The organism is Streptomyces sp. NPDC047072, assembly GCF_040643855.1.
GTDB lineage: Bacteria > Actinomycetota > Actinomycetes > Streptomycetales > Streptomycetaceae > Streptomyces.
Window position 1 is genome coordinate 1 of record NZ_JBEYVC010000075.1, and the last position, 22,668, is coordinate 22,668.

29 protein-coding genes and 1 pseudogene are annotated in these 22,668 nt (G+C 70.4%); 12 read left to right on the plus strand and 18 right to left on the minus strand.

Going from position 1 to position 22,668, the window contains the following annotated elements; translation table 11 throughout:
* The first annotated feature begins 561 nt into the window (after positions 1–561).
* The gene (locus ABZ896_RS28095; RefSeq protein ID WP_360934893.1) at positions 562–2,979 is read left to right on the plus strand and encodes a Helicase associated domain protein; all 2,418 of its coding nucleotides are present in this window, start codon (positions 562–564) and stop codon (positions 2,977–2,979) included.
* Positions 2,979–3,368, plus strand: a complete 390-nt coding sequence (locus tag ABZ896_RS28100) for a hypothetical protein (protein WP_360934896.1) — start codon at positions 2,979–2,981, stop codon at positions 3,366–3,368. The genes ABZ896_RS28095 and ABZ896_RS28100 overlap by 1 nt, the downstream gene beginning before the upstream one ends.
* A 77-nt stretch (positions 3,369–3,445) precedes the next feature.
* Here ABZ896_RS28100 and ABZ896_RS28105 read toward each other — a convergent pair whose 3' ends face one another.
* From ABZ896_RS28105 to ABZ896_RS28140, 8 genes and pseudogenes are all read right to left on the minus strand, one after another.
* Entirely contained in the window at positions 3,446–3,811 is a 366-nt protein-coding gene (locus ABZ896_RS28105; protein WP_360934899.1) for a hypothetical protein, read from the minus strand.
* A 209-nt stretch (positions 3,812–4,020) separates the two neighbouring features.
* A pseudogene (locus ABZ896_RS28110) lies at positions 4,021–4,122 on the minus strand (restriction endonuclease); the annotation flags it as partial.
* 58 nt (positions 4,123–4,180) lie between these two features.
* A complete protein-coding gene (locus ABZ896_RS28115; protein WP_360934902.1) occupies positions 4,181–4,858 on the minus strand; it encodes a hypothetical protein in 678 nt (225 codons plus the stop codon).
* Entirely contained in the window at positions 4,855–5,481 is a 627-nt protein-coding gene (locus ABZ896_RS28120; RefSeq protein ID WP_360934905.1) for a sigma-70 family RNA polymerase sigma factor, read from the minus strand. Before ABZ896_RS28120 ends, ABZ896_RS28115 begins: the two co-directional genes overlap by 4 nt.
* Positions 5,474–5,701 carry a hypothetical protein gene (locus ABZ896_RS28125; RefSeq protein ID WP_360934908.1) on the minus strand — a complete coding sequence of 76 codons (228 nt, stop codon included), beginning with the start codon at positions 5,699–5,701 and terminating at the stop codon, positions 5,474–5,476. The genes ABZ896_RS28120 and ABZ896_RS28125 overlap by 8 nt, the downstream gene beginning before the upstream one ends.
* A gap of 217 nt (positions 5,702–5,918) precedes the next feature.
* Positions 5,919–6,719 carry a hypothetical protein gene (locus tag ABZ896_RS28130; RefSeq protein ID WP_360934911.1) on the minus strand — a complete coding sequence of 267 codons (801 nt, stop codon included), beginning with the start codon at positions 6,717–6,719 and terminating at the stop codon, positions 5,919–5,921.
* Positions 6,720–6,797: 78 nt separating this feature from the next.
* Positions 6,798–8,663 carry a DUF87 domain-containing protein gene (locus ABZ896_RS28135; protein WP_360934914.1) on the minus strand — a complete coding sequence of 622 codons (1,866 nt, stop codon included), beginning with the start codon at positions 8,661–8,663 and terminating at the stop codon, positions 6,798–6,800.
* Between the two features lie 329 nt (positions 8,664–8,992).
* Positions 8,993–9,154, minus strand: coding sequence for a hypothetical protein (locus ABZ896_RS28140; protein ID WP_360934917.1), 162 nt, complete (start codon positions 9,152–9,154; stop codon positions 8,993–8,995).
* A 175-nt stretch (positions 9,155–9,329) separates the two neighbouring features.
* Here ABZ896_RS28140 and ABZ896_RS28145 point away from each other — a divergent pair, with 175 nt between their 5' ends.
* Positions 9,330–10,157 carry a helix-turn-helix transcriptional regulator gene (locus ABZ896_RS28145; RefSeq protein WP_360934920.1) on the plus strand — a complete coding sequence of 276 codons (828 nt, stop codon included), beginning with the start codon at positions 9,330–9,332 and terminating at the stop codon, positions 10,155–10,157.
* Here the strand turns inward: ABZ896_RS28145 and ABZ896_RS28150 are convergent.
* From ABZ896_RS28150 to ABZ896_RS28165, 4 genes are read right to left on the minus strand one after another with little or no spacing between them, the layout of a single operon-like run.
* Positions 10,096–10,899, minus strand: a complete 804-nt coding sequence (locus tag ABZ896_RS28150; protein ID WP_360934922.1) for a hypothetical protein — start codon at positions 10,897–10,899, stop codon at positions 10,096–10,098. The genes ABZ896_RS28145 and ABZ896_RS28150 overlap by 62 nt on opposite strands.
* A gap of 19 nt (positions 10,900–10,918) precedes the next feature.
* The gene (locus ABZ896_RS28155) at positions 10,919–11,824 is read right to left on the minus strand and encodes an aldo/keto reductase (protein WP_360934925.1); all 906 of its coding nucleotides are present in this window, start codon (positions 11,822–11,824) and stop codon (positions 10,919–10,921) included.
* The gene (locus ABZ896_RS28160; protein WP_360934928.1) at positions 11,821–12,993 is read right to left on the minus strand and encodes a cupin domain-containing protein; all 1,173 of its coding nucleotides are present in this window, start codon (positions 12,991–12,993) and stop codon (positions 11,821–11,823) included. Before ABZ896_RS28160 ends, ABZ896_RS28155 begins: the two co-directional genes overlap by 4 nt.
* A 21-nt stretch (positions 12,994–13,014) precedes the next feature.
* Positions 13,015–13,164, minus strand: coding sequence for a hypothetical protein (locus ABZ896_RS28165; protein WP_167362005.1), 150 nt, complete (start codon positions 13,162–13,164; stop codon positions 13,015–13,017).
* A gap of 194 nt (positions 13,165–13,358) precedes the next feature.
* On the opposite strand from ABZ896_RS28165, the gene ABZ896_RS28170 reads away from it, so the two are divergent.
* The 4 genes from ABZ896_RS28170 to ABZ896_RS28185 are packed head-to-tail and all read left to right on the plus strand — an operon-like array spanning position 13,359 to position 15,770.
* The gene (locus ABZ896_RS28170) at positions 13,359–14,741 is read left to right on the plus strand and encodes a hypothetical protein (protein ID WP_360934932.1); all 1,383 of its coding nucleotides are present in this window, start codon (positions 13,359–13,361) and stop codon (positions 14,739–14,741) included.
* Positions 14,742–14,787: 46 nt separating this feature from the next.
* Complete coding sequence (locus ABZ896_RS28175) at positions 14,788–15,429, plus strand: hypothetical protein (protein WP_360934935.1); 642 nt, start codon at positions 14,788–14,790, stop codon at positions 15,427–15,429.
* Positions 15,429–15,578 carry a hypothetical protein gene (locus tag ABZ896_RS28180; protein ID WP_360934938.1) on the plus strand — a complete coding sequence of 50 codons (150 nt, stop codon included), beginning with the start codon at positions 15,429–15,431 and terminating at the stop codon, positions 15,576–15,578. Before ABZ896_RS28175 ends, ABZ896_RS28180 begins: the two co-directional genes overlap by 1 nt.
* A 3-nt stretch (positions 15,579–15,581) precedes the next feature.
* Positions 15,582–15,770, plus strand: a complete 189-nt coding sequence (locus tag ABZ896_RS28185) for a hypothetical protein (RefSeq protein WP_360934941.1) — start codon at positions 15,582–15,584, stop codon at positions 15,768–15,770.
* Positions 15,771–15,987: 217 nt separating this feature from the next.
* Here the strand turns inward: ABZ896_RS28185 and ABZ896_RS28190 are convergent, their stop codons facing one another.
* The gene (locus ABZ896_RS28190; RefSeq protein ID WP_360934944.1) at positions 15,988–16,506 is read right to left on the minus strand and encodes a hypothetical protein; all 519 of its coding nucleotides are present in this window, start codon (positions 16,504–16,506) and stop codon (positions 15,988–15,990) included.
* 242 nt (positions 16,507–16,748) lie between these two features.
* Positions 16,749–17,051: a hypothetical protein gene (locus tag ABZ896_RS28195; RefSeq protein ID WP_360934947.1), complete on the minus strand. Its 303-nt coding sequence runs from the start codon at positions 17,049–17,051 to the stop codon at positions 16,749–16,751.
* 209 nt (positions 17,052–17,260) lie between these two features.
* On the opposite strand from ABZ896_RS28195, the gene ABZ896_RS28200 reads away from it, so the two are divergent.
* Positions 17,261–17,797 (plus strand): DUF6233 domain-containing protein, encoded by a 537-nt coding sequence (locus ABZ896_RS28200; protein WP_360934950.1) that lies wholly within the window; start codon positions 17,261–17,263, stop codon positions 17,795–17,797.
* Positions 17,798–17,809: 12 nt separating this feature from the next.
* On the opposite strand, the gene ABZ896_RS28205 is transcribed toward ABZ896_RS28200, so the two are convergent.
* The gene (locus tag ABZ896_RS28205) at positions 17,810–18,571 is read right to left on the minus strand and encodes a hypothetical protein (protein ID WP_360934953.1); all 762 of its coding nucleotides are present in this window, start codon (positions 18,569–18,571) and stop codon (positions 17,810–17,812) included.
* Between the two features lie 410 nt (positions 18,572–18,981).
* Between ABZ896_RS28205 and ABZ896_RS28210 the strand changes: the two genes are divergently transcribed.
* Complete coding sequence (locus tag ABZ896_RS28210) at positions 18,982–19,569, plus strand: hypothetical protein (protein WP_360934956.1); 588 nt, start codon at positions 18,982–18,984, stop codon at positions 19,567–19,569.
* Between the two features lie 320 nt (positions 19,570–19,889).
* Here ABZ896_RS28210 and ABZ896_RS28215 read toward each other — a convergent pair whose 3' ends face one another.
* Positions 19,890–20,222 carry a hypothetical protein gene (locus ABZ896_RS28215; RefSeq protein WP_360934959.1) on the minus strand — a complete coding sequence of 111 codons (333 nt, stop codon included), beginning with the start codon at positions 20,220–20,222 and terminating at the stop codon, positions 19,890–19,892.
* A gap of 76 nt (positions 20,223–20,298) precedes the next feature.
* Here ABZ896_RS28215 and ABZ896_RS28220 point away from each other — a divergent pair, with 76 nt between their 5' ends.
* Both ABZ896_RS28220 and ABZ896_RS28225 read left to right on the plus strand, forming a co-directional pair.
* Entirely contained in the window at positions 20,299–20,508 is a 210-nt protein-coding gene (locus tag ABZ896_RS28220) for a DUF6207 family protein (RefSeq protein WP_360934962.1), read from the plus strand.
* Positions 20,509–20,595: 87 nt separating this feature from the next.
* Positions 20,596–21,504 carry a Ku protein gene (locus tag ABZ896_RS28225; RefSeq protein WP_360934965.1) on the plus strand — a complete coding sequence of 303 codons (909 nt, stop codon included), beginning with the start codon at positions 20,596–20,598 and terminating at the stop codon, positions 21,502–21,504.
* Positions 21,505–21,531: 27 nt separating this feature from the next.
* Here ABZ896_RS28225 and ABZ896_RS28230 read toward each other — a convergent pair whose 3' ends face one another.
* The gene (locus tag ABZ896_RS28230) at positions 21,532–21,936 is read right to left on the minus strand and encodes a hypothetical protein (RefSeq protein ID WP_360934968.1); all 405 of its coding nucleotides are present in this window, start codon (positions 21,934–21,936) and stop codon (positions 21,532–21,534) included.
* A 139-nt stretch (positions 21,937–22,075) separates the two neighbouring features.
* On the opposite strand from ABZ896_RS28230, the gene ABZ896_RS28235 reads away from it, so the two are divergent.
* Positions 22,076–22,300 (plus strand): hypothetical protein, encoded by a 225-nt coding sequence (locus tag ABZ896_RS28235; protein ID WP_360934971.1) that lies wholly within the window; start codon positions 22,076–22,078, stop codon positions 22,298–22,300.
* Positions 22,301–22,354: 54 nt separating this feature from the next.
* On the opposite strand, the gene ABZ896_RS28240 is transcribed toward ABZ896_RS28235, so the two are convergent.
* Positions 22,355–22,651, minus strand: coding sequence for a hypothetical protein (locus tag ABZ896_RS28240; protein ID WP_360934973.1), 297 nt, complete (start codon positions 22,649–22,651; stop codon positions 22,355–22,357).
* Positions 22,652–22,668 lie beyond the last annotated feature (17 nt).

The window sequence follows — 22,668 nt, forward strand, 5'->3', positions numbered from 1 at the left end:
GGGCTGGAGCGAGAAGCCGCCGCCGAGCACGATCCAGGAGTGGGCGCCGTTGACCGTCGAGCCCAGCGGGGTGAGGGAATGGAATTCCGTAAACGGAATTCCGACGGGATGTCAATTCGCGCAAGCGCGAATTGAGGGCACCCGCGCAAGCGCGGGTGCCAGGGCTGGCAGCAAGGGGAAGTGCATCGCGCGCGGGACTGTGTAGCCCCTGGGGTTCCAGGCCACCACCCCCGCAACGGATGTGACGGACCATCGGCCTGACGGGGTGCCGGCCCCACCGCAGTGACGGGCTCCGCTGCGCTCCACCCGAACCCCTCCCCGACTCCCGAAACCGTCCGCTCACGTTCACCAATACTCCGCCAGCATACCCCATGAGCCGTGCGCGTGGGGCGAGATTCGGTCAAGTATCAGCCTACCGGGGGAAGCTGTCGCATGGATGATGCATCACGGGCGCTGATTGTGTAGAGTCTGGGACCAGACACCACTACCCGGCCCGCTACTCACCGCGCCGGACTCTCATTCCGATTACGCGTCGCATTCCGCGAAAAGGAGAACACGGGAATGGCCGTGAAACTGCGTGAACACCAGATTGAGGCCGTAGCCGCCATTGTGCGTGGCCTCGATATCCCGCCGGGCGGCATTCCCTGGAATGGTCTGCGTGGGCAGGTGCACGCCGCGTGCGGGACGGGAAAGACCATCATCGCGGCGGCCTCCGCGAAAAGGATTGTGCCCAAGGGCCGCATTCTCGTGGTGGTGCCGACCCTGGATCTTCTGGCGCAGACCGTGAAGGCGTGGAGCGAGGCCGGGCACAAGGGGCCGGCGGTCATGGTGTGCTCGCCGCTGGACGACCCGGAGCTGTTCCACCTGGGGGTGCGGTGCACCACCAACCCGGTGCAGCTGGCGCTGTGGCACTCGGCAGGGCCGGTGACCATCTACGCCACCTACGCGTCGCTGGGCGTGCTCGTGGAGGCGTTCGAGGGCGTCTACGGCCAGCAGCTCGCTCCGGTGGACCTGGCGGTGGTCGATGAGGCGCACCGAACGTCGGGCTCGATGGGTAAGGCGTGGGCGGACATCCACGACCAGACGAAGATCCCGGCGTACCGCCGGCTGTACCTGACGGCGACGCCTCGGATCTGGCAGGAGCGGCCTCCGCACTGGGAGGTCGCCGAAGGGGTGCGGGACGCGCTGCCGCAGGAGATGGCGGCCTCCATGGACGATGAGGCCGTGTTCGGGCCGGTGCTCTACAAGCTCTCGCTGGCGTCGGCGGTGTCGCGGAAGCTGCTGGCGCGGTACCAGATCATCGTCCTAGAGCTCCAGGACCCGGTCGTCACCCCGGAGAAGCTGATGGGCGAGGAGCGGCACACCGAGGAGGTCCGCGGGCAGCGCCTGGGCGCCCTCCAGGCCGCGCTGCTGCACACGATGGAGCAGCACAACCTCCAGACCTGCATCACCTTCCACCACCGGACCATAGAGGCCGCGGCGTATGCGGAGGGCCTGGAGCGCGTGGCCAAGCGGCTGCACGCCGACCAGCCCGAGAAGTACCCGGCTCAGATCTGGGCGGACTGGCTGTGCGGCGAGCACGTCCCGGAGCGCCGGCGCGACGTCCTGGGCAAGTTCGGGACCACCGCCCGGCGGGCCGTGCTCTCGAACTGCCGCGTCCTGGGCGAGGGCGTGGACATCCGGGCCGTGGACTCGGTGGCCCTGTTGGACCCCAAGGGGGCTCCGCACGACATCGTGCAGGCGATCGGTCGCGCGCTGCGTCAGAAGCCCGGACAGGGAAAGCTCGCCTCTTTGATCGTGCCTGTATTCCTCCAGCCCGATGAATCGCCGGAGGATATGTTCACCTCCGGTTCGTACCGGCCTTTGGTGAAAGTTCTTGAGGGTCTGCGGGCTCACGATGAAGAGGCCGTGGAATTGCTGGCGATCCCGCAGGAGCCTCAGAAGGCTGCCGTGCAGCCCTCCGAATACATTGGTGCTGCGCCCGCCGATAATGAGGAAGAAACCCGTCTGCTGCTCCGTTTTGCGGCTCCGCGTGATCCGGTGATGGTCGCGGACTGGGTCAGCTTCAACGTGATCGACACGGAGCGGCAAGACTGGGCGAGGGGCTGGGCGAAGCTCAAGGAGTTCACGGAGCGTGAGCACCACGCATTGGTGCCGTACGAGCACAAGGAGGGCGCGTTCCCGCTGGGGACCTGGGTCGCGGAGCAGCGGCGGGCGTACGGGGCCGGGCAGATGACCGGCAAGCGCGCTCAGCGGCTGGAGAAGCTGGGCATGGCCTGGTCGGCGGCCGACGCGCGGTTCCAGGAGAACCTAGCAGCCGCCCGGGTGTACTACCAGGAGCACTGGACGCTGTGCGCTCCCCGGTCGGCGGCGGCGCTGGACAAGCCGGTGGGGCAGTGGCTCTCGAATTTGCGCCGTCCGGGTGCGCTGGCCGAACACCCGGAGTGGGAGGCCGCGTTGGAGGCCTTGGACGAGGACTGGAACCCCGAGTGGCCTGCGGAGTGGCAGCGGCATTACGCCACGCTGCGCGAGCTGCTGCGTGATGAGGACGGCCCGGCGGAGGTCCTGCCCGGCTTCACCGTGCACGGGATGGACGTGGGCAAGTGGCTGGCCCGGCAGCGTAGGCCCGAGGTGTGGGCGGCCCTGGCCGACGGGCAGCGCGAGCGCCTGGAGGCCGTCGGCGTCACCGTGCTCGCCGCGGCCCCGGCCCCGGTGGAGCCGGACGTGTCTGCGGAGCCGTCCACGGCGCCCGTGAGCGCCTTCGAGAAGGGCGTTGCGGCCCTGGTGCAGTACAAGGCCCGCACGGGCTCTGTGACGGTCCCCAGGGGCCACGTAGAGGCATTGCCGGATGGGTCTGAGGTCCGGCTTGGAGTGTTTCTCAGCAACAGCAAGAGCCGTCGGGCCAAGCTGACCGTCGACAAGCTCGCCGCGTTGGCCGGCCTCGGGCTGGAGTGGGCGGCCACGGAAGGAGCGGCGTGATGACCGCGCCCGAGGAAGAGCGGCGCGTGCAGGAAGCCGTACGGCGGCACGCGCGCACCAGGGCCTTCGCGGAGGCGGAGGACGTCATCTCGGCTGTGCTGTCCGACCCGAGGGTGCAGGAAGCGCGGACCCGGGTGGGGGCGGCGGAGACGGAGTTCGGCATGGAGCTCCAGGCCCGCCTCCAGCCGTTCCAGGACCGCTACGACCGGGCCGTGGCGGAGGGCGACGCGGACCGGCTCACCGAGGTCTGCGCGGGCAAGCACGGCCGCTGGGGGCGGATCTGCGTGTTGCCCGACGGTCACGAGACCTCGATGGAGGAACCGCACTGGGGCCGCAGCAGCGAGGGCCGGCCGATCGCGTGGGTGGGCAGCGCACCCGACGGCTGGTGAGTGCGCCGGGCCGCGATGCAGCGCGACAGCACTCCGGCCAGTTGCCAGACGTCGTCCGCCGGCGGCGTGGCCCATCTTCAGTAGTCGACCGGGAGCAACAAGGTCAGCACCACCTCTGACTGGTCCCCGGGGTGCATCTCTACGTGCAACTGGTCGTGGGGGACCGGGAGTTGCCCGGAGATCGTGGACAGGCCGGTGACCACTCCGCTCTCGCTCTCGGGGTACATGTGGGCGACGGTGCGTCCCACCTCGGTCAGGACCATCTCCAGTCGGTCCTCCTGGTCGCCGACGTACATGGCCCATGCCGTCGTGGTGACGCCGACGGCGAAGGGGAGCCCGGCGGTCTGCAAGGCGAGGGCCGGCACGTCGACCAGCACGCCGGATTCGATGAGTTGCGCCCTGGTGGAGGTGGGTGGCACCGGGCCCGATGGTCCTTTGTTCATGTCCATGAGGGTCTCTCGGTTGGTCGGTAAACGTCGTCACCCACATGGGCGACAGGGAGGGCTCACGACGTTATCGGGCCCCGCCGGAAGGTGTGCGGTGTCGTCCCAGGGGCTACACGCACTTGAGTGCGATGCCGTGGGCTCCGAGTTGCGGCATCGCACTGGTGTGCGTGTAGGCCCTGGGATCTTGGCCGCTCCCCTTGCTCGAACTACGTGGCGGCCGGGAGGGGTTCGGTGAGACGGTCCAGCCGCGTGTAGAGCGACCGTACAAGTCGGGCGCGGTTCTGAACGCGGCGAACCGTGCCTTCCAGCGCTGGGGATGTCATGGCGGATTCCCCGAGGTCCGGGCCGTGGTTTGTCCGTCCAGCGTCACCTTGTGGGGACTGGGCGAAGGGACGACTGGTCACCGTCGTCGGCGAAGAGCTCGACTACGAGGGTCCTGGTGGCAACCAGGGCGAGTTCCAGGTTAAGGAGCCGGTCGGCGGCGGAACGCCGGTCCTCCTCACCCTCGATGTGGGGACGGACATCGGTCCAGAGGGTCCGCAGTACCGTCTTGGCCTGCTCAACGAGGCCGAGAGCTGTCTCCTCACTCATGTTGCGTTCCCGAACCCCTACCACCAGAGCAGCGAGCAGTGTGGCGGCGTTCTCTACGTGCCCCGGTCCCAGCGGTCGCCCCTCCGACAAGCAGTCCAGCCATCGCCGGAGCAGGTCGAGGTCGTAGGAGATCTGGTCCAGCAGGTCCAGGATGTTGGTGACGCGACCGTTGACGTCGTTGACGCGGGTGCTGTGCCGTACTGATCCGTTCGGGTAGATCTCTCGTTGGAGGGCCGCTTCTACTGGGATGCCAGCGAAGTCGGTGACGCTGCCGTCCGGGCCGATCTTCCAGCTAGGGGGCTGGCGGTCTCCGCGCTCGGGGACCGTCACCTGGGCGAACAGGACCGCGCGGCCTGCGTCGAGGTCCAGGCTCTCCTCCACGGCGGTCAGCACCGCTTCATCCGCGGACCGCAGCAGAGCATCGAGTTCGGCGTCGCTGTCGAAGTGGGTCATCGCTCGCCTCCGTCGTTCGCGCTGAGCAGGATCGTCTTGAGCCGGGCGCGGCCGCGGCTCAAGTTCTGCCGTACGGCTTCGTGGGTCATGTCGAGAGCGTCGCCGATCTCACTGGTCGCAAAGCCGTCCAAGTGCCAGGCGAGGACAGCGCGTTGCAGGGGTGGAAGGGCTGCGAGGGCGGCGTAGACGCGGGCCTCTTCTTCTTTGAGTTCCGCTGAGCGGTGGGGGCAGATGCCGCCCGGCAGTTCCGGGACGTCGTCGGTGAGGTCCTCACGGCGCGCTGGCTGGCGCAGGTAGAGGCGGATAGCGACCTTCCGGAGCCAGGCGGCGGGGTAGTCGATGGTCTCCCACTTCACGAACGCTTCGGCGAAGGCGGCCTGGGCGGCCTCTGCTGCTTCGTGGCCGCTGGCGCCCTGCCGCAGCAGGTGCCGGACCAGGTTGGGCATGTGCTGCTCGTAGAACTGGGCGAACTCCACCCGGGCGACGCTGCCACGCTGCTGTGGTGGGGCCACCGGAATGCGCGGCTCTGGCGCAGACTCAGCAGGTGCGTGGCTGATCGTGTGCCGTCGGAAGGGCTCCAGTTCGAGCTGTGCGGTCTCCAGATGGATCTCGAAGTCAGTCACGGGCGTCTCCGCCGGACGCGCCGATCTCGATGCGCAGTTCCTCGCCGGCCCTGCGTTCGGTGACCTTGCTGCCCGGCGGCAGGGCACGGACGCGGTCGCTGGCGCCCTGCTGGGTGAGGCGGGCCATCTGGACCTGCGTCCGGCTGCGGATCCACTGGTAGAGCAGCCGTGCGCTCAATATCGCGCCCAGTGCCGCTAACCCGATCGCTGTCTCTGGCAACCTGTCCCCCTCGAGCTGCTTGTGGCGCCCGGTGCGCCCGTCACATCAAGGGAGTGCCAGCAGGGCCGGAAACCGTGACATCGGGCCTTATGTGACGTGCGTCTCGTGCCGTCGGTGAGTCGGGGGCCTGTCCCAGTTCCATCGCCTGGTTGTCCTCCATACACCGGGCCCCGGGGATGTCTTCTCCCCCCGGGGCCCGTGGCGTGTCCGGGACCGGTCAGTAGGCGCCGGTGGCCCGCCCGAGGGCTTCGGGGTCGGTCAGGGTCAGCACCTGCGTCTGGTGGGCGGTGCTGCCTTGGACGACGTGGACACGGCCTCGGTTCAGGCGCCCGCGGTGCTGGGGTGCGGGGCGGGCCGCCGGAGCGAGCCTGCGCCAGGTGCTGGTGGGAACCCGTCCGAGGATGACGGTGTCGAACTGCTCGCGGCCTTCCGGTCCGAGGGCGTTGAGGGTGGGGTCGCCGTCGAAGAGCACGTTCATGCGGGCCATGGTGCCGGCGAACAGGACGTCGATCAGCGCGGTGATGGCCGGGGACTCCTGCGGGTCGCCCGGCCGGCGGACCGTCTCCCAGTGGCGGGTCAGCCTCCGCAGGGTGGCGTCGCCGTTCTCGAACACGACCACCAGGCGCAGCAGTCCGACGTCGCTGCCGTGGCGGTCGATGACGTCGATGCGGCGCCGGACCTCGGTGGCGAGGCCGACCAGGGCGTCGTGGATGTCGGTGACGTCGGCGCGGTACGTCACCGTCGGCAACCCTCGTGCCCACGGCTGGGAGATCCGCTTCATGTCGAGGACCAGGGCGTGGGCGCCGTGGTGCAGGAACTGGGCGGTGAGGGTGCGCAGGATCGTTGAGCTGCCGCCACCGCTGCACGTGGTAACCCGCACGTGCGCGGCATCGTCCAGGTCGATGGCGACCGGCTGTCCGTCGGTGCCGACGCCGATCAACGCCTTCGAGGCGGGCAGGGTGTCCAGCGTCTCGCGCACGGGGGCGGTGAGGCGGAGCAGGTCCGGGAGCATCGTCATGGTGGGTCGTTCCTTTCAAAGGGGTGGGTACGCCTGGTGAACCGGGAGTTCTCCGGGCCGGGGCTGGACCGTGGCGGTTCAGTCCAGGTCTGTGGTGCCGACGGCGGCGCGGGGCCGGTTGCGTGCCCAGCGCTTCAGGTCGCCGACGCGGTAGAGGAGTTCTGCGCCGCGCTTGGCCGCGAAGGCCGGGAAGGTGGGGTCGTGGGCGCGGGCGTAGCGCAGGGCGGCGAGGGTGATTTCCGGCAGGTGGTGTTCGTGGGCCTCGCGCAGCCCCACCGCCTGGTCGTCGTCGACCGCGACGGCGGCCGCGGGCTGTGCGGCGGGGAGAGTGGGCTGTGCGGCCGTCTGCGGTGCGGTGGGCAGGGTCGGCGGCACGTCGTCCACGGTGGCGGTGGTGGAGCCGTCGGCGGCCTTCTGGAGCTGTTCGGGGGCGGGTTGGGGCGGGGTGGCCGACCGGGTCTTCGCGGTGGGTGGCGGGCCGGTGGTGGCCCACTCGCGGGCTTCGGCGTCGGTGAAGAACAGCACCTGCGTCTCGCTCGCGCTGCCGCCGATGACGACCTGGGCGCGGCCGTGGTGCTTGGTGGACTTCGGCGCCGGGTGGACCTCGGGGGCGAGCATGCGCCAGGCGTTCATGCTGTAGCGGGCGAGGATGCGGGTGGCGAACTGCTCGCGGACCTCCGGGCCTCCGAGGGCGCGGGCGGTGGCGGACTGCGCGACCAGGAGCACGTGCATGCGGACCTGGCGGCCCATGTAGAGGACCTCGTTGAGCGCGTCGATCGCCGGGGAGACCTTCGGGTCGCCGGACTCACGGAGCCTCTCCCAGTAGCGCGCCAGCTGCTTCAGCGTCGCATTGACCTCTTCGAGGAGGATCAGCAGCCTGGGGCCGATGGCGTCCACGGCGTCGATGCCGAGTTCCTCTGCGACGCGCACCCGGCGCCGGCCTTCCATGCCGAGCTCGATCAGGGCGTCGTGGATGTCGGCGATGTCGGCGCAGTAGGTGACGCCGGGTATGCCGCGCGCCCAGGGGTGGGAGATCCGCTTGTAGTCGAGGATGTAGGCCTGTGAGCCGTTGTGGAGCATCTGGCAGGTGATGCAGCGCAGGGTCACCGACTTGCCGCCGCCGGTGGAGGCGTTGACCAGGATGTGCGGCGAATCGGCGTCCAGGTCGACGGAGATGGTCCTGCCGCTGGTGCCGATCCCGATGACCGGCGCGGACTCCGGCGCCTTGGCGACCAGCTCGCGCACCTTGGGGTCCTTGAAGGCGGCCTTGGCCGGGGGCTTGCGGGTCTTCTTCACCAGCACGTACGGCGTGCGGCCCTCGGGGTGCCAGGAGAACGTCACGCCCTCCAGGGCGAGCTTCTGGGTGATGAGGTCGGCGACCAGGTCGCGGGAGAAGGCCAGGTGCGTGGGCAGGTCGACGCGTATCCGGGCGTCGTCGTTGCTGAAGTTCTTCGGGACGTGGAGGTAGCGACGGGGGTCGGTCTGCTCCGCCAGCCCCAGCGGCCGGTAGAGCGCTTCGTGCAGCGGGACGACCCACTCCCGCATCAACTCCCGGCGCTCACGGGTCAGCCAGCCGTACGCCAGTCCGCCGGCGGCCGCGGTGGAGGCCGCGCCGATCCCGCCCGACTGGAGCGTCTGCAGGGTGACGTCCCGGTGCTCCCACCAGGACCGGGCCGTCTCCTGGTTCTCCCAGGTCCACCACCCGCCCGACCCCGCCGCGCTGACGAAGGTCATCCGGAAGGTCAGGCGCTGCCACCCGGCCCGGTACGACGACCTCGAGACGCGGCCCTCCACCTTCGGCAGGACGCGGGTGGCGGACCGCAGGAACGTGGCGTTGGTCCGCTTGATGCCGTCCATGTCCCGGCCGCCCAGGAACCGGCCGATCCCGAACATCACGGCTTCGGCGGTCTCCTCAACCTGCCGGTCGAACTTCGTCTGCGCCATCGTCGTCCAACGCCCTTCGTACACGGGTGTGCTGGGGCGTGGCGGTGCCGCCGGAAGCGGACCCCCACGCCGGACGACGAAGGTAGGGCGGTTCCCCTGTGGATAGAGTTCGCCGCCGGAGCGGCGACCTGTGGATATTTTTCGGCGCGAAGAATGACAATCCGTCTTGAAGACGACAAGCCAGGGTGAAGCGGGCCGGTCTCCGAGGACACGAGACGCTGTCGACGGTCGGTGTGGCGGGGGCCGGCGCAAGGCCGCCGGTACTGCTGGGGTCGGCCGAAGAGGCTGCCGTACGGATCGGCTACGCCGCCAGCGGCCCCCTGTGGGAACTAGCCGCCGCTGCTTTCTCCGTTCCTCTCTTCCCTGGCCCGGTTGCGCCGCCTTCGTCCGGCTGTGGTGAGACCAGCCGTGGTCAGGGCCACGAGCAACGCGGACGGCAGCTGGGTGAGCAGGCCGCGACCGATCTCGGCAGCGATCTCGTACAGCGACATGGGGTTCTCCGTGTTCATCGGCGAGTGATGACACGTTTGTAGGTCGGTGCCGCTCGCAGGTGGCGCGAAGTGATCGACGTCGGACGAGGTTGCGGCCACGTGCGGCAAAAGCCCTGATGAGGAGCCGCCGCAACTTCTACGATCTGCCGAAATTGCGGAGCATCGAGGGGGAGTTATGGCCGACCCAGGCAGGGCGCGCACGCAGGAAGAGTTCACCCAGGCGCTTCGGCAGTTGGTCTCCGAGACCGGCAAGAGCCCCGAAGACATCGCCAAGAAGGCCGGCCTCTCGGGGAACACGGTGCGCGGCATCACGGCGGGGAAGAACTGGCCGCAGCAGCGCACCCTGGAACAGCTGGTCCGCGCCTGCGGCCAGGACCCCAGGCCCTGGGTGAATGCGTGGTCACCGCTCAACGACGCCCGGCCCCGGGCGGAGCGGGGCAACGCCAAGAACGTGCAGGAGCAGATCGACGCGCTCGGAGCCGAAGTGGACCGGCTCCACGGCCAGGTGCGCTCCCTTCAGGAGTCCCTGGAACAGGGAGAGATGGGAGACCGGCGCCGTGAGCGTCGCATAGCGGACGCCTACTTCGACTTCCTGGCCACGATGCCGACCCCTGAATTCCGGCGGGCGGAGTTAGAGAAGGTCGGAGAGATGAGGGCGCCGTCGCCTCTGCTCAACTACTCGGAGCCCGCCTACGGGGTCACCGAGGTGAGCTTCTTCCTCGATAAGGTGAAGGAACTTGCCACCGCGGATGGCCTTCCTCAACTGGCCCTCTATCTGGCCACCAGCCCGTTGCTCCGAGCCTTCATCACCGTCCCCGCGTACGAGATGAAGGACCACGACAGGGTCTTCGACTACGTCAAGAGCGATGTGGATACGTACCTTGCCAAGCTCCGGGCTTGTGTCCACCAGTACCTGCGCGACTGCACGGACGACCAGCCGTCTACGCAGACTGGCGGCGGCGCAGTTCCTCGGACCAGTCCCGCAGCGGGCCTTCGAGAGTGAGGTTGTCCCCGCGGCTCACGGTCTGGAGCAGCTGGGCGCACACGGTCGCTTCGGCGGCGAGGCCGGCCGGGCTGCCCAGCACAGGGAAAGCGTCGCGGACGCGGGCGGCGGTGCCCGGCTTGAGCAGCGTGTAGGCGTAGAGCGTGGCGGCGTCCAACCCCTCTGGGGCGCGGCCCCATGCTTCCCAGTCCAGGATCCGCAGGGGTGCCGTGAGGTTCGCCCAGTGCAGGTCGCCGTGGGCGGTGGTCCAGCAGAGCGCGGCCGGGGCCGGGATGCCGACGAACTCGGGGATGGCGCGGTCCATGTACTGCTGCCGTACGGCGACGCGGTCGGTGTCGACGGCTGTCACCTTCTCCAGCGTCCCGGCGAGTCCGGTCCACCAGGAGTCCGGCAGTTGGAGGTCGTGCTGGAGGACCGGGTCGTCGGACAGGACCGGCTCATCGACACGCGACGACAGCTCCGCCCGGTAGGCGATGCTGTCGTCGACGACGTCGTGGACGGCCAGGAGGGCGGGCTTGTGGCCGTCGAGGTCGCCGAAGGCGTGCTGGGCATCGAGGGCGCCGTCCCAGAGCTTCCCCGCGGCCTTGTCCTCCGGCGCGGACACCAGGCGCAGCCATACGGCCTCGCCCGTGGCGGTGCGGGCCGGGGCACCCAGGGTGCGCCCGGCCCAACCCCAGAACTCCGCGCCCGGCTCCACCTGAACGTCCAGGGCCTTCGCGGTGTGCGCGTGGTGGGCGCGCATGCGCTGTTCGGTATCCGGGTCAGGGGGAGGCGAGTACATCAGTGATCTCCCGCAACTTGGCGGTGGTCAGGGAGGGTTGGGCGACGGCGTCGGCCGCCTCCTTCCAGTGTGGCGCACCGGAGGCTGCGAGAAGGACGTTTGTCACTCCTGGGCATGACGCGACGGCGAGGACGCACGCCTGTGCGGGGGCCAGGCCCGGCCGGATGAGGTCGGCGAGCTCCTGGTCGACCATGCCGGGGAGCTCCCCGCCGTGCAGCGGGGCCGACGCCATCACCCGCAGGCCCGCGTCCGCGGCGGCCGGGAGCGGGCCACGGCCGTGAAGGGCCTGCACGATCGGCGTCATCATCACCAGGCTGACCGGCAGCTGGAGGGCGACCAGGTGGTGCTGTCCGCCGGCGGCTTCGGCGGCCAGGGCGAGCAGCTCCCCGACCGTGAACGCCTCCTCCTCCAGGCCCGCCCACGTGGCAACGCCGTACCCGGTCACGTGCCCGGCCGCCACGGCTTCCTCGAGGACGGTGAACGCGTCCCGGATCGCCTGGTGCAGGGCGGGGCGGTCGCCGGGGTGGGCGCGCTCGGGGTTGTGGAGCAGGACCAGGTCCAGCCGGTCGCGTCCGAGCTGGGCTCGGTTGCGGCCGGTCTGCCAGCGCACGTAGCCGGGGGCGAGGCTGTGCCCGGCGGCGGCCTGGTCCTCGGTGAGGACACCGTCGTTCACGGCGTCGGCGCCGGTGGCCGCGGTGAAGTACCCCGTCTTGGTAGAGACGTTCAGGGACGGGTGGGCGGCCAGGGCCGGGGCCAGCAGGATCTGTGCGCGGCCGGTGGCGTAGTTGGGGGCGGTGTCAATCCACGCGCCGGAGGCGGCCGCGCGGGCAGCCGCCTCCGGGATCGCCTGGCACCGGTAGGTACCGAGAGCGAGTTGTGCGGTCACAGAAGACTCCCCACCGTCGCGGCCTGCCCGGCAACGAGCTCTTGGACCAGGGCGGCGACGTCCTCCAGGGCGAGGCCGGCCGTGTCGGCGAGCGCGGCCAGGTCCACGGTGCGGCCGTCGACCAGCGGGCGCAGCACCACCTCCGCCGCGGGCGCGAACTCGTACACGGTGCCGGCGGCCGACAAGGTCACCATGTCCTCGCCGACGTCCAGCACGGCGCGGGCGGTGGTCAGCCTCACCCGCAGAGCGCCGTCGGCGGGGACGGTGTCGATGTGCGGCAGGCTCGGCACCATCCGGCCGACGGCCTGTCCGTCCATCGCCGTCCGGTAGCGGGTGAGCAGCGTCGGGTCGTCCAGCAGTTCGGCGAGCCGCTTGCGCATCCCGTCCACGGCGTCGGCCTGGACGTCCGGTGCGGCGAGCAGTGGCAGGTCGCGCCTCCAGTCCTCGTGCGTGAGCAGCTGCTCGGACACCCACGTCATCAGGTCGGTGGGGGTGTGGGTCTGCAGTCCGCAGGTGACGTGTAGGGAGCGGGTGCCCTGGTCGGCAGAGACCGCGTGCCACACGCCGCGCGGCACGTACAGGACGTCGCCCGGCCACAGGACCAGGTCGGCGACCGGCTCGGTGGGCGCCTCGCCGGGATCGTCGATGTCGCGGTAGAGCGGGTACGGGCGGGTGGTGCCGTAGATCCGCCACCGCTTCGCGCCGTCCAGCTGGACGATGACCGTGTCGTGATCGTCCCAGTGGACGCCGAAGCCCTCGGTGGCGCTCCAGGAGGCGTAGAGGTTCGCCTGTACGCGGGTGTGCAGTTCGCGCTCGATCGCTTCGCAGAGGCGGGCGAGGGGCGGGTGGAGTTCGTCGACGCTGTCCAGGGCGAGGGAGGCGCCCTCCTTCAGGCGGGCGTGCAGTTCGGCTGGGTGGAGGCGGTGCCACACCGTGTGGCGGCGGGTGGCCACCGGAGCGGTGTAGCCGCCGACCAGCAGCGTCTCGCCGTCGCGGGACAGTCGCATGCGCGGCGGCTCAAGCCGGTGGGCGGCGAGGATCTGGTTGAGGTCGTCGAAGGTCATCAGTCCGGCGACATCGAGGGCGCCGGGTACGTGGCGGTGTTCGCGGTGCAGTGCCTGGGCGAGGAAGCCCTCGCCCAGGCACGCCGCGATGGACGTGTGCGTCATCGCGTCAGGGCTCCCGGTCCGTCAGTCGTTGCCGTCGCTCTTGCCGGTGCCGCCGCCGTCCGAGGGGATGGCGTTGCGGCCCCGGGCGGCGACGATCGACCGGCGGGAACGGACCAGGCCGCCGGTCGACGGCCCGGACGTGGCGGGCGGGGGCGTGGCGGGACTCTGCATGGAATCCTCCTGCGGGGTTGATAGCCGGGCCCTGGATGGCACAGCCGCGAACACCCCCAGTACAGCCACGGCAAGCCCTGGCGATAACCCCGTCATGGGGCCCCCACGGTGGGTATGGTCATGAGGCTGACGCAGCGTCATTCCACGGGCTTTCAGGGGGACTTGTGGACGACTTACCGCCGTCACCTGCCCAATTGCCACGCCACCTGCTGACCGACCCCGGGTTCGTCCGGGCCCTGCACGAGCGGGACTTCACCACGGTGTTCGCGACGGCCCACGGCGCGGGGATCTCCTTCAACCGAATCGCCGAAGCGTGCGCGCTCAAGTCCGATCGCGTCAGCCAGATCGCCCGGGGCGCCGCATCTGTCACCGCGCTGGCAACTGTCGAGCGAATCGCCGACGGTCTGCGCATTCCCGGTGCCCTCCTGGGCCTGGCTGCGCAACCCTGGGAGGACACCGCCGTTCTCAGCACGGAGTCCCACCATGGAGATGATCCGATGAAGCGCCGCAACCTGCTGCGTGGCGCGCTCGCCGCCGGCCTCACCGCTCCGGCCCTCGCCGCGCTCACCGCCGCCCGGACCGACGTCGACCAGACCCTCTCCCCCAACGTGCCCCAGGACCTGGCCGACCTCGAGGCCGCAGCCGAGAGCTACGGGTACGGCTACCACGGCCAGCAGCCCACCCGCGTCCTGGCCGACCTGGTCACCGACTTCACTACCCTGCGCCCGCTGCTCACCGTCCCGCAGCCCGCCCCGGCACGGGCGCGGCTGTGCCGCACGGCCGGGCAGATGGCCGGGATGACCGCGATCGTCTTACACGACCTGGGCAGCCGCCGGGAATCCCGCGCCTGGTTCAACACGGCCGCCCGGGCGGCCTCCGAATCCGGCGACGGCCAGCTGTACGCCTGGGTCCGGGCGCGCGAGGCGATGGTCCCGCTCAACTACGGTGCCCCGAAGGCCGCCGCCGGCCTCGCCGAACAGGCCCGCCACGCTGCCGGGAACCGGCCGACCGCCGCCGCGGTGTTGGCGGCCGCCGTCGCCGCCCGCGCCTACGCCCTCAACCACCAGCCCGAGCAGGCCCGCGCCGCGCTCGCCGCCGCTGACGCCCTGATGGAACGGCTCCCCGAGGGAGAACGGTCGGATACGTGGCTGACGTACGGCGAGCAGAAACACCACGTCCACTTGAGTCACGCCTACACCACCCTCGGGGACACGGCCCGCGCCCGTGAGAGCCAGTTTCGCGCCCTGGAACTGTCCGCGCCGACCAGCACCATGACGCGCACCCTGCTGCACATCGACGGCGCTGCCTGTGCTCACCACGACGGCGACAGCGAAGAAGCGTGCCGCCGTACGGTCGCCGCTCTGAACGGACTGCCCGGCGACTACCGCACCGGCCTGTCCACCGCCGTGCTCTGGACTTGTACGAGGCGATCCCCACCGAGCACCAACACGAACGCGCCGTACGCGAACTGCGGGACGTCCTCGCTGCCTGACAACGCCCCGGCGGGCCAAAGCGGCTGGCCCGTGGACGGATGCAGGCCAAGTTTCGTGGGAGTCCCGCACCTGCTGGCGGCGTGATCGGTACAACGGGAGGTGCAGAGCCGGTCTACGGGAAGAGGGGCCTATGACAGACCACGAACAGCAGCGCAGGCGCAAGCAGTTCCTCCAGGGCGGCGAGGACGTTCAGGAGATGTGGGCGCGGGAGATCGCCGCTCCGGACGGGCCGCTGCCGGGAGCCGTGCTCGATGTGCTGGAGCACGGCACCGGCTGGCTCGGTCACGTGCAGCTGGTGACCGGACGACCGGCCAGCGACATCGACAAGGCCGCGGCCGCCATCGAGGAGGCGTGGGACCTGATGCCCGGGTCGGTGGTGGTCGACTCAGGCGGCAGCGGCGCGGAGCTCTGGGTCTTTTACCGTCCCTCCGCCGCCCGGCACCACCGGCTCCGGCCGATGGGCGTCAGGCATCCCGGCAAGCTGGACGCCGACGGCCTGTTCGACGGCGCGGCGAGTCATCTGCAGGACTGGGCGAACCGGTACGCGCACTCGTGGAAGGCGATGCGCGGCGGCGGTCAGGTCGACATGGAACGCTTCCTGCGCCGTCTGGCCCGCCTGGAGGCCGGGCTGACCGACTGCGCCCCGTACGCCAAGCCCGGGGTGCTCGCCGGGATCATAGAGAAGGCCGGTCTGCCCTACGAGAGCCTGTCCGAGGACGTCGCCTACGCGATCGGCATGGAGTCCCGGCGCGCATCGGGAGGGCAGGGCTGATGGCCGTCATGGACGTGTGGGTGGAGCTGCACAGCGAGGCCCGGGGAGTGCGGGTGGTGCGGGCCGACACCATCGAGCAGGTGTGGTGGGACGTGAAGCAGCCCGAGTTCCTGACCGTTGCTCTCCGGGGCGGGCAGGAGGTCCGCTAGGACGTGCGGGCTGGATTCCCGGCCGACGACATCGAGGAGGACGAAGCCGCGGACCTCTGCACCACGCTGGTGGAGCGCGTCGCCGAAGCCGCCGACAACGGCGGGCCCCGCATGGTGTGGATGGCCCGTGACGAGGACACCAAAGGCGTCACCTGGAAACGAGGGCCCCTGATCGAGCAACGCACCCGCTGACAAGCAGGCACGCGCTCCGGACCCGGTCATCCGGTGGGAGGACCGGGCCCCGCTGCTGCGGAGATCCCTCTCAGCGAGTCTCGATCGCCCTGCGGACGCACCACCCTGTTCTGCACTGCGAGGAAGCGCCGGCGGGCGCGCTGCTGCTCGAGGTGGACCGCGCCCTGGACCTGTACGAGGCGATCACCAGCACCACCGCGAACGTGCTGTACGGGAACTACGCGGCGTCGTGACCGGCTGAGAACGACGGCTTCCACAGAGGGCGGGCCAGGCCGGTCCCTCCGCAGTGGCAGCAGTTCCCCTCCCCGGGGCCACTGCCCGCGCCAATGTTGCCGAGGGCGTCCCGTGTGAGCCGGGTGAGGCCCTCTACATGGGCGCTGTGCAGCGGCAGTTCCTGCCGCACGCCGATCATGAGCTCCAGTGCGACGTCGGGCACGAGCGCGTACTCGCCGAGCTCGCCGTCCCCGGCGAGGCGGCGCGACACCGTTTCGATCACGTCGTGAAGGCGGCTCACCGGCTCGTCCTCGAACAGTTCCACCCGCGCCGAGACGACGATGTCCTCCGGCTTCACGATCGACAGCCGTGCCGACGGCCGCTCGAACGGCTCGATGAGGCCGACCGGCTCGGGATGGGTTGCATGGAGGCGGGCCATCGCGTGCCACAGGTCTCCTGGGTCGCCGTACCTGATCGGCGCGTTCGTGTTCGGCTGGGTGCTGTGGTGCGTGTGAAACCTCATGGCTGCCTTCCGGTTGATGACGTCGGAATACCTGAGTACGCCGTGGTCCGGGCGCAGTGCGCGTCCGGACCCTCGTCATCCCGCAGGGTGGCGCAGCGACTTCGGGAGCCGTCCCGGCTGGCGCCACCGGCCTGGTCCGCTGTCGCGCGCCGGACCTGTACGAGCGATCCCCGCCTAGCACCACCGGTTTCGTGCCGTGCGGGAGTTGTGGGACGTCCCCACCGCCCGGGAGAGGGACGGGATCAGGGAGAGCCCATCACCACCAGCGCCCCGTCGCCCTCCCGCCGGGTCTCACGTACTTGCAGGCCCGGAGACGAGTAGAGCAGCGCATCTCCGTCGTAGAGGCGGTACTGGTACCACGTGGCCCGCTCCAGGTCGCGGCGCTGCTGCGGGTCGCCGTCGGGCAGCACGAGCTCAACGAACCCGTTGCCGTCGACCAGGACGCCACGCGACGTGATCTTCCCGGTGATGGTCGCCACGAAGGTGGTGGCCAGGATCTCCACCCTGTCGCCGTGCATCGGGATGGGGCCGGGGAAGTCGGTCACGCCGTCACCCCCGCGAGGGGCACTTCGGTGATCAGGGCCTCGGAGAAGCTGTCCACGGTCAGGTGATGTCCTCGTACTCGGGGGCTGCTGGCCTCGCCCATCCTTGCGGTGCCGCATCCGTCTGCGCCACTCCCCTGCCGGAGCGGCCTGCCTACTGTGGGGCGGTGAAGACGCCTTCCGATGACGCTGCCGGGCCCGGGCAGGTTCCTGTGCCCGTGAGGGTCGTGCTGCCCGCCGATCCTCTGCTCGGGACCGAGCAGCAGGAGATCGTCGCGCGGCTGTGGAAGCGGCGGCAGACCGAGACGGGCTGGGTCTTCCTCGTGGGGCTGCCGTCGTACCGAGACCTCGAGGACGGGAGCGTGGAGGCGGCGGAGTACCGGGTGTGGGTGCGCGCCCCGCAGCACGTGCGTCGGGTCGACGGCGTCGACTACGACCAGGTCGTCACCGAGAGGTTGGAGCGGTCGCCGCAGTCGGTGGTGCGGGAGGTCCTCGGGGAGCGTCGGGCGTCGGGGTGGGTGCTGGCGAAGGTCCGCGGCGGGCGAGGACCGGACCGGGGCGGTGTCCTGCACGCGCCGGACTGCGACGAAGCGCCGCAGGGAGCTCCGCTGCTCGATCTGGAACGTGCCCTGAACGTCGCGGAGAATCCGGCGACCCGGCTGTGCCCCCTGTGCGGCTGTGCCCAGGAGCTGAGCCCGCTGCTGAAGGGCTTCGATCACATCACCGGCTCAGAGTCCGGCGAGTCCTGACCTGACCCGCTTCTAGGCGTTGATCTCGATGTCGTCGGATCGGGTCGCCCCTCCGAGAGCGAGGGCTGCCTGTACCCCGGCGGTCGTGAGGCGGTGATCGTGGGTGGTGTGGCGGTCGGGGCAGATGACGCGGACGCTGCCGGTTTCGGCGTCGGCCTGGAGCGTCAGGCCGGTGCGGGCCTGGCAGCGGGTGCACAGGACGGGCAGACGGCTGAGGCCTTCGTCGTAGACGACCCAGATCGCTCCGGACGTCTTCAGGAACTGCTGGCGGCTGCGGGCCTCTTCGACGTCTACCTTGGTTCCGGCCGCCCGGATGCCGGCCATCTCGGGCGCGCGGTCCCTGATCGTGGGGTGGGGCTGCCCTGACTGCCCGGAGGATTGGGCGTGGTGGGTGATGACCGCGACCGCCGTCTCCCGCGCGAGGTCGAACGCGGAGGTGCCGTACGCGGCGAGCAGCTGCTCGCGCTCGGCAGCGCCCAGGACTTCGTAAGGCGACGTCTGGAGGGCGGTCAGGGCGTGGTGTTGCAGGACGCCCCGGACGCTGGCGGAGCGGCTCTCATCGGGGCCGGTGAGCGGAAGGCCTGCGATGTCGGGCCCGTCCAGGCTGATGCTGGAGGCGAGGCCGTACGCGGCGGCGCCGATCAGTGTCACCACCCGGGGGCGATCGGTTTCCGGGACGTCCCGGCCCTGCCGCATGTGCCACAGCACCAGCTCGTCAGCGGCGGACAGGCAGTATTCCCACGTGGTGCGGGGAGGGCGCAGGGCGTCGGTCATGGCGCGACCGTATCGGAGGGCCGGTACGCCAGTGGGGTGCAGTCGTGTTCCAGGCCGGGGCGAGGCTCGAACAGTCGTGTCATTCAGCCGGATATCCTGCGGGCGAGGTGGCTGGTGTTCGCCGCCCAGAACAGGACGCACGATGTCGACTACTCCCCCGCCCCCGGTCTCGGAGCCGGACCCGTCTGCGCTGACCTGCCCCGGTGACCGTGTCGGTCTGTGTGCCGGGTGCCAGCGCAAGACGTACCGGTACGGCAGCGGCGGCTGCCCTCTGTGCCAGTGGTGCATGGCCCCGGTGATGGAGCGGTGGGGGCCCGGCGTGCGCTACACCATCACGCGCGCGTAGGCAGTCGCGGCGGGGAGGGCTGATCGCCGGACGGCCGTACTCGGAGCTCTCTACGCTCCGGATCATGAACTGGACGAATGCGCTGGCCGTCTTCGGAGCCGTCACCGGCGCGGCCGGTTTCGGCTGGCAGATATGGAGCCACCGCCTCACCGGTGGCCGCGTCGAGGTCTTATCCACCCGGCAAAAGCACGACGGCCGCTGGTGGGTACGGACCGATGTGTCGAATGTGGGCCGCCTGGACGTGACGATCGTCGGCTACTCGATCTGGCGCGACATCCCGGGACACCGCATCCGGCGGGCCTTGTGGCGGCTGCGGGCCGTGCAGCGGTTGGGATGGAAACGGGCCCGGCGCACTGAGCTGATCTTCAACCCCGCTGTCACCTTCTACGCCCCTATGCGCTTCGAGCACGACGGCGTGAGCGTGGAACTGCCCTTCGTGCTGAAGGCCGGCGCCATGGTGTCTCTCCCCCTCATGGGGATGGAGGTGCCCAACCGGATCGGCCGCCAGCTGCGGGTGTCGCTGCATCTGGGGACCGGCCGCATCATCCGGGCCGACGTCCAGGAGGCCGATGCGCTGGAGCCGTTGCGGATCGACCTGGATGAATTCACCGGGCAGTGGTCGCTCCACATCGGGCCGCCCACGGACCACTGACACCCGCCGACGCATCGTCGGCGGACCGGCGCGGCGGCGGGGCCGACGCGCGACACCGGCGAGTGCGCCCCGATCCCCGGCTGCGTCCGCGCCGCCCATCCCGCCTCTTCCTCTCCCTCAACTCCAGCCAGGGCATGTGCGAAGGGGGGCCGCAACGGGGATGTCAGCGGCCCGACCACGCCGTACGCGCAGGGTGACCTGGTCGGACTCCGGGGCGCCGTGGAGGCGCGCGCAACATCCAGCGCAACACCTACCGCAACACGTTGACGCAACGCCTACCGCAACACCCCGTGCAACAGGCTCATGGCCGGACCCAGCCGTCAGATGGCGGCTGGGGGCAGGATGCCTGCAAGGACCACCCGGTCCAGCAGTTCATCGAGGGCGTCCCGCACCGCTTCCTTGTCCTCCGCGCTGGTGAGGCTCAGGCCGTCCAGGACGTACCCGCAGCGGGCCGCGACCACGATGAGGCGCCCGTCGGTCCCCTCCGGCCCGGCGGCGCGCAGCCCGGTACGGACGGCGTCTGCGCTTGCCGGGCCCTCCGTCCGCACCGTCACGGCGAGCACCCGCTCGTACTCATCCGGCGTCCACGCACCGGTGTCGAGATCCTCACGGAGCTCTGCGAGTGCGGTCAGCACCGCCTCAGTCGTCGCCATGGCCGTGACCCTACTCGGTCGGGTGAAGCCGCCGAAGTAGGAGAACTTCTGCGGGCACCGGAGCGTAGTGCCGTACATGAAGCAGATCAACGACGCACATGTGGCGGTGCCCGGCCTGGCCGTGGTGGAGGTGGCGGCGGCCGACGACCAGACGGCGTTCGCCATCCAGGAGCTGCTCGCCGGGCGGTGCGCGGTGGCGCCGGCGGACCGTACGACCCGGGAGCCCGGCGAGCCCGGCGTGCGGCTGCGGTTCTTCCTGGACTTGCACGAGGCCGCCGACATGTAGGGCCTCGGCGAGCGCCTGGCCGTGCTCGTGCCGCGCCGTGGCGGGGCTTCTAGGCTGGTAGTGCTCGGGGTCCTGGAGGTGTGCCCCATGCCCGCGAGCATCTTCAACGGCGCTATCTCGTTCGGGCTCGTCAGCGTCCCGATCACGGTCCTGAGCGCTACCGAAGATCACAGCGTGCGTTTCCGGAGGATCCATACCGCCGACAACGCTCTGGTGCGCAACCGCTACTGGTGCGAGCGGGAGGACCGTGAGGTCACCTTCGGCGAGATAGGGCGCGGCTACGAACTCCCCGACGGCCGGGTCATCCCGGTCACGGACGAAGAGCTGCGGGCCCTGCCGCTGCCCACGGCGCGCGCCATCGAGCTGATCGCGTTCATCCCGGCCGCCGCCGTCGATCCGCTGCGCATCGGGGCCGGGTACTACCTCCAGCCTCAGGGCACCGTCGCGGCGAAGCCGTACCTGGTGCTTCGCCGTGCCCTGGAGCGAGCTTCGCGGGTCGCGGTCGCCAGGTTCGCGTGGCACGGCCGTGAGCGGCTCGGTCTGCTGAGGGTGCGGGGAGATGTCATCGCTCTGCACGGTCTGCTGTGGCCAGACGAGATCCGTGACCCTGCCGCCGTGGTCCCGCCGCCGGTCGATCTGGACGAAGACGAGATCGACGAAGCCGTGGCGCTGATCGACGCCATGACCCGCGACGACCTCACCGGCCCAGAGTTCACCGACGGGTACACCGAGGCCCTGCACGCGGTGATCGAGGCCAAGCAGGAAGACCGTCAGCCGCCACAGGCCCCCGAGCCGACGGCCCGGCCGGGGCAGCTGGTGGACCTGATGGCCGCGCTGCAGGAGTCCGTCAGCAAGGCCCGGGCGGCGCGCGGCGAGACGCCCGGCACGGACGCGACCGAGGCTCCGGCCACACCCGCGAAGAAGGCGCTCTCCCCGAAGGCTTCCTCGAGGACTGCGGGGCGGCCGGGCGGTCGGCGCGGAACGCCAGCACGCTGACCTGCCGTGGTCGGGGGTGTCTGGTGCCTAGTCGGTGGTGTGGTCGGGGTCGGGGAGCTCCGGCGGGAAGTGCCGCTCCAGGATCTCCGCCCACCGGTGCAGGACGACGAACCCCGTCGTACCGGCCTGCGCCTGGACCAGTTCAGCCAACGCGTCGATGAACGGCTGCGCGGCCGTGCCCGGCGGCATCGCGGCGACGGCCTCCTTCATGCGGTCGTGAGCGGCCGGGAAGACGTCCTTGGCCCATGCGTCCTGCTCCTTGATGCGCCGGGAGCCGGCCTCGATGTTGATCTGCATGATGGTCCACGTCGGGCAGTCGGGCGTGTGCCACATCTGGATGGGCAGCCCGACCCCGACGCAGGTGTTCTCGGGGCCGGGCCCCGCCTTGCAGTCCGGGCACAGTTCGCCCTCTGTCTCGGCAAAACCCTGCATTGGGGCACTTTCCTTCCTGCCTGGGAGGGCAGAGCCTGCCACGGGCGATCACCGGCTGACCAGAACTTCGCCGTGCGGTGTCCAGGTTGATGACCTCGCGGTATGGCCTTCTCCGGGGGAGATCGTCCAAGGTGGGTCGATGAGCGAGCTCCGACCCGGTGACATTACTGACGAGATGCGCCAGGCCATGGACACGGCCCGGCGGCAGGGACTACAGAAGGACCTGCGCACCCTCGCGGCCAACATCCGGGCCGACGCCGAAGGCCGGTACGACGGCGCCGAGCCCGGGTGGCGGTCCGGAGTCGAGTGGACGCTGCTGTGGATCGAGAACACCGCCAGCCAGCTGACGGAAGGCCGGCGGTAGCAGACCGGTGGCGGGGGCGGGCAGCGTGCTGACCTGCCGTGGTCGGGGCGATGGTCAGGGCATGTCGCCGGAGTGGTAGAAGCGGCAACTCACCCCCGGGCCCGGCGTACGCGCCTCGCCGGGGCGCGGGTCGTACAGCGACCGGCCGCCGGGGAACTGCCCGAGTTCGGTGGACAGGGCCACCCCGTCGTCGACTTCCACGGGCCGCCATCCGTGGATGTCCAGCAGCAGGCCGTCCAGCGGTCCGCCGACCAGTTCGGCGTAGGTCCGGTGCGCGAGCGGGCCGGGGTTGGGGTCGTCGTGGTCATGGCCGTAGACCCGGCCGTTGCGCAGCTGCTCGTCTCCGTTCATCCGTCCAGCGTCGCAGC

Coding starts and splice junctions, on each gene's coding strand:
- ABZ896_RS28210 (WP_360934956.1), top strand. CDS start 18,982: ATGAACTGGACGAATGCGCTGGCCGTCTTCGGAGCCGTCACCGGCGCG.
- ABZ896_RS28230 (WP_360934968.1), bottom strand. CDS start 21,936: ATGCAGGGTTTTGCCGAGACAGAGGGCGAACTGTGCCCGGACTGCAAG.
- ABZ896_RS28240 (WP_360934973.1), bottom strand. CDS start 22,651: ATGAACGGAGACGAGCAGCTGCGCAACGGCCGGGTCTACGGCCATGAC.
- ABZ896_RS28215 (WP_360934959.1), bottom strand. CDS start 20,222: ATGGCGACGACTGAGGCGGTGCTGACCGCACTCGCAGAGCTCCGTGAG.
- ABZ896_RS28115 (WP_360934902.1), bottom strand. CDS start 4,858: ATGACCCACTTCGACAGCGACGCCGAACTCGATGCTCTGCTGCGGTCC.
- ABZ896_RS28175 (WP_360934935.1), top strand. CDS start 14,788: ATGACAGACCACGAACAGCAGCGCAGGCGCAAGCAGTTCCTCCAGGGC.
- ABZ896_RS28150 (WP_360934922.1), bottom strand. CDS start 10,899: ATGCGCGCCCACCACGCGCACACCGCGAAGGCCCTGGACGTTCAGGTG.
- ABZ896_RS28135 (WP_360934914.1), bottom strand. CDS start 8,663: ATGGCGCAGACGAAGTTCGACCGGCAGGTTGAGGAGACCGCCGAAGCC.
- ABZ896_RS28205 (WP_360934953.1), bottom strand. CDS start 18,571: ATGACCGACGCCCTGCGCCCTCCCCGCACCACGTGGGAATACTGCCTG.
- ABZ896_RS28140 (WP_360934917.1), bottom strand. CDS start 9,154: ATGTCGCTGTACGAGATCGCTGCCGAGATCGGTCGCGGCCTGCTCACC.
- ABZ896_RS28095 (WP_360934893.1), top strand. CDS start 562: ATGGCCGTGAAACTGCGTGAACACCAGATTGAGGCCGTAGCCGCCATT.
- ABZ896_RS28220 (WP_360934962.1), top strand. CDS start 20,299: ATGAAGCAGATCAACGACGCACATGTGGCGGTGCCCGGCCTGGCCGTG.
- ABZ896_RS28105 (WP_360934899.1), bottom strand. CDS start 3,811: ATGAACAAAGGACCATCGGGCCCGGTGCCACCCACCTCCACCAGGGCG.
- ABZ896_RS28145 (WP_360934920.1), top strand. CDS start 9,330: ATGGCCGACCCAGGCAGGGCGCGCACGCAGGAAGAGTTCACCCAGGCG.
- ABZ896_RS28130 (WP_360934911.1), bottom strand. CDS start 6,719: ATGACGATGCTCCCGGACCTGCTCCGCCTCACCGCCCCCGTGCGCGAG.
- ABZ896_RS28180 (WP_360934938.1), top strand. CDS start 15,429: ATGGCCGTCATGGACGTGTGGGTGGAGCTGCACAGCGAGGCCCGGGGA.
- ABZ896_RS28100 (WP_360934896.1), top strand. CDS start 2,979: ATGACCGCGCCCGAGGAAGAGCGGCGCGTGCAGGAAGCCGTACGGCGG.
- ABZ896_RS28225 (WP_360934965.1), top strand. CDS start 20,596: ATGCCCGCGAGCATCTTCAACGGCGCTATCTCGTTCGGGCTCGTCAGC.
- ABZ896_RS28165 (WP_167362005.1), bottom strand. CDS start 13,164: ATGCAGAGTCCCGCCACGCCCCCGCCCGCCACGTCCGGGCCGTCGACC.
- ABZ896_RS28160 (WP_360934928.1), bottom strand. CDS start 12,993: ATGACGCACACGTCCATCGCGGCGTGCCTGGGCGAGGGCTTCCTCGCC.
- ABZ896_RS28190 (WP_360934944.1), bottom strand. CDS start 16,506: ATGAGGTTTCACACGCACCACAGCACCCAGCCGAACACGAACGCGCCG.
- ABZ896_RS28235 (WP_360934971.1), top strand. CDS start 22,076: ATGAGCGAGCTCCGACCCGGTGACATTACTGACGAGATGCGCCAGGCC.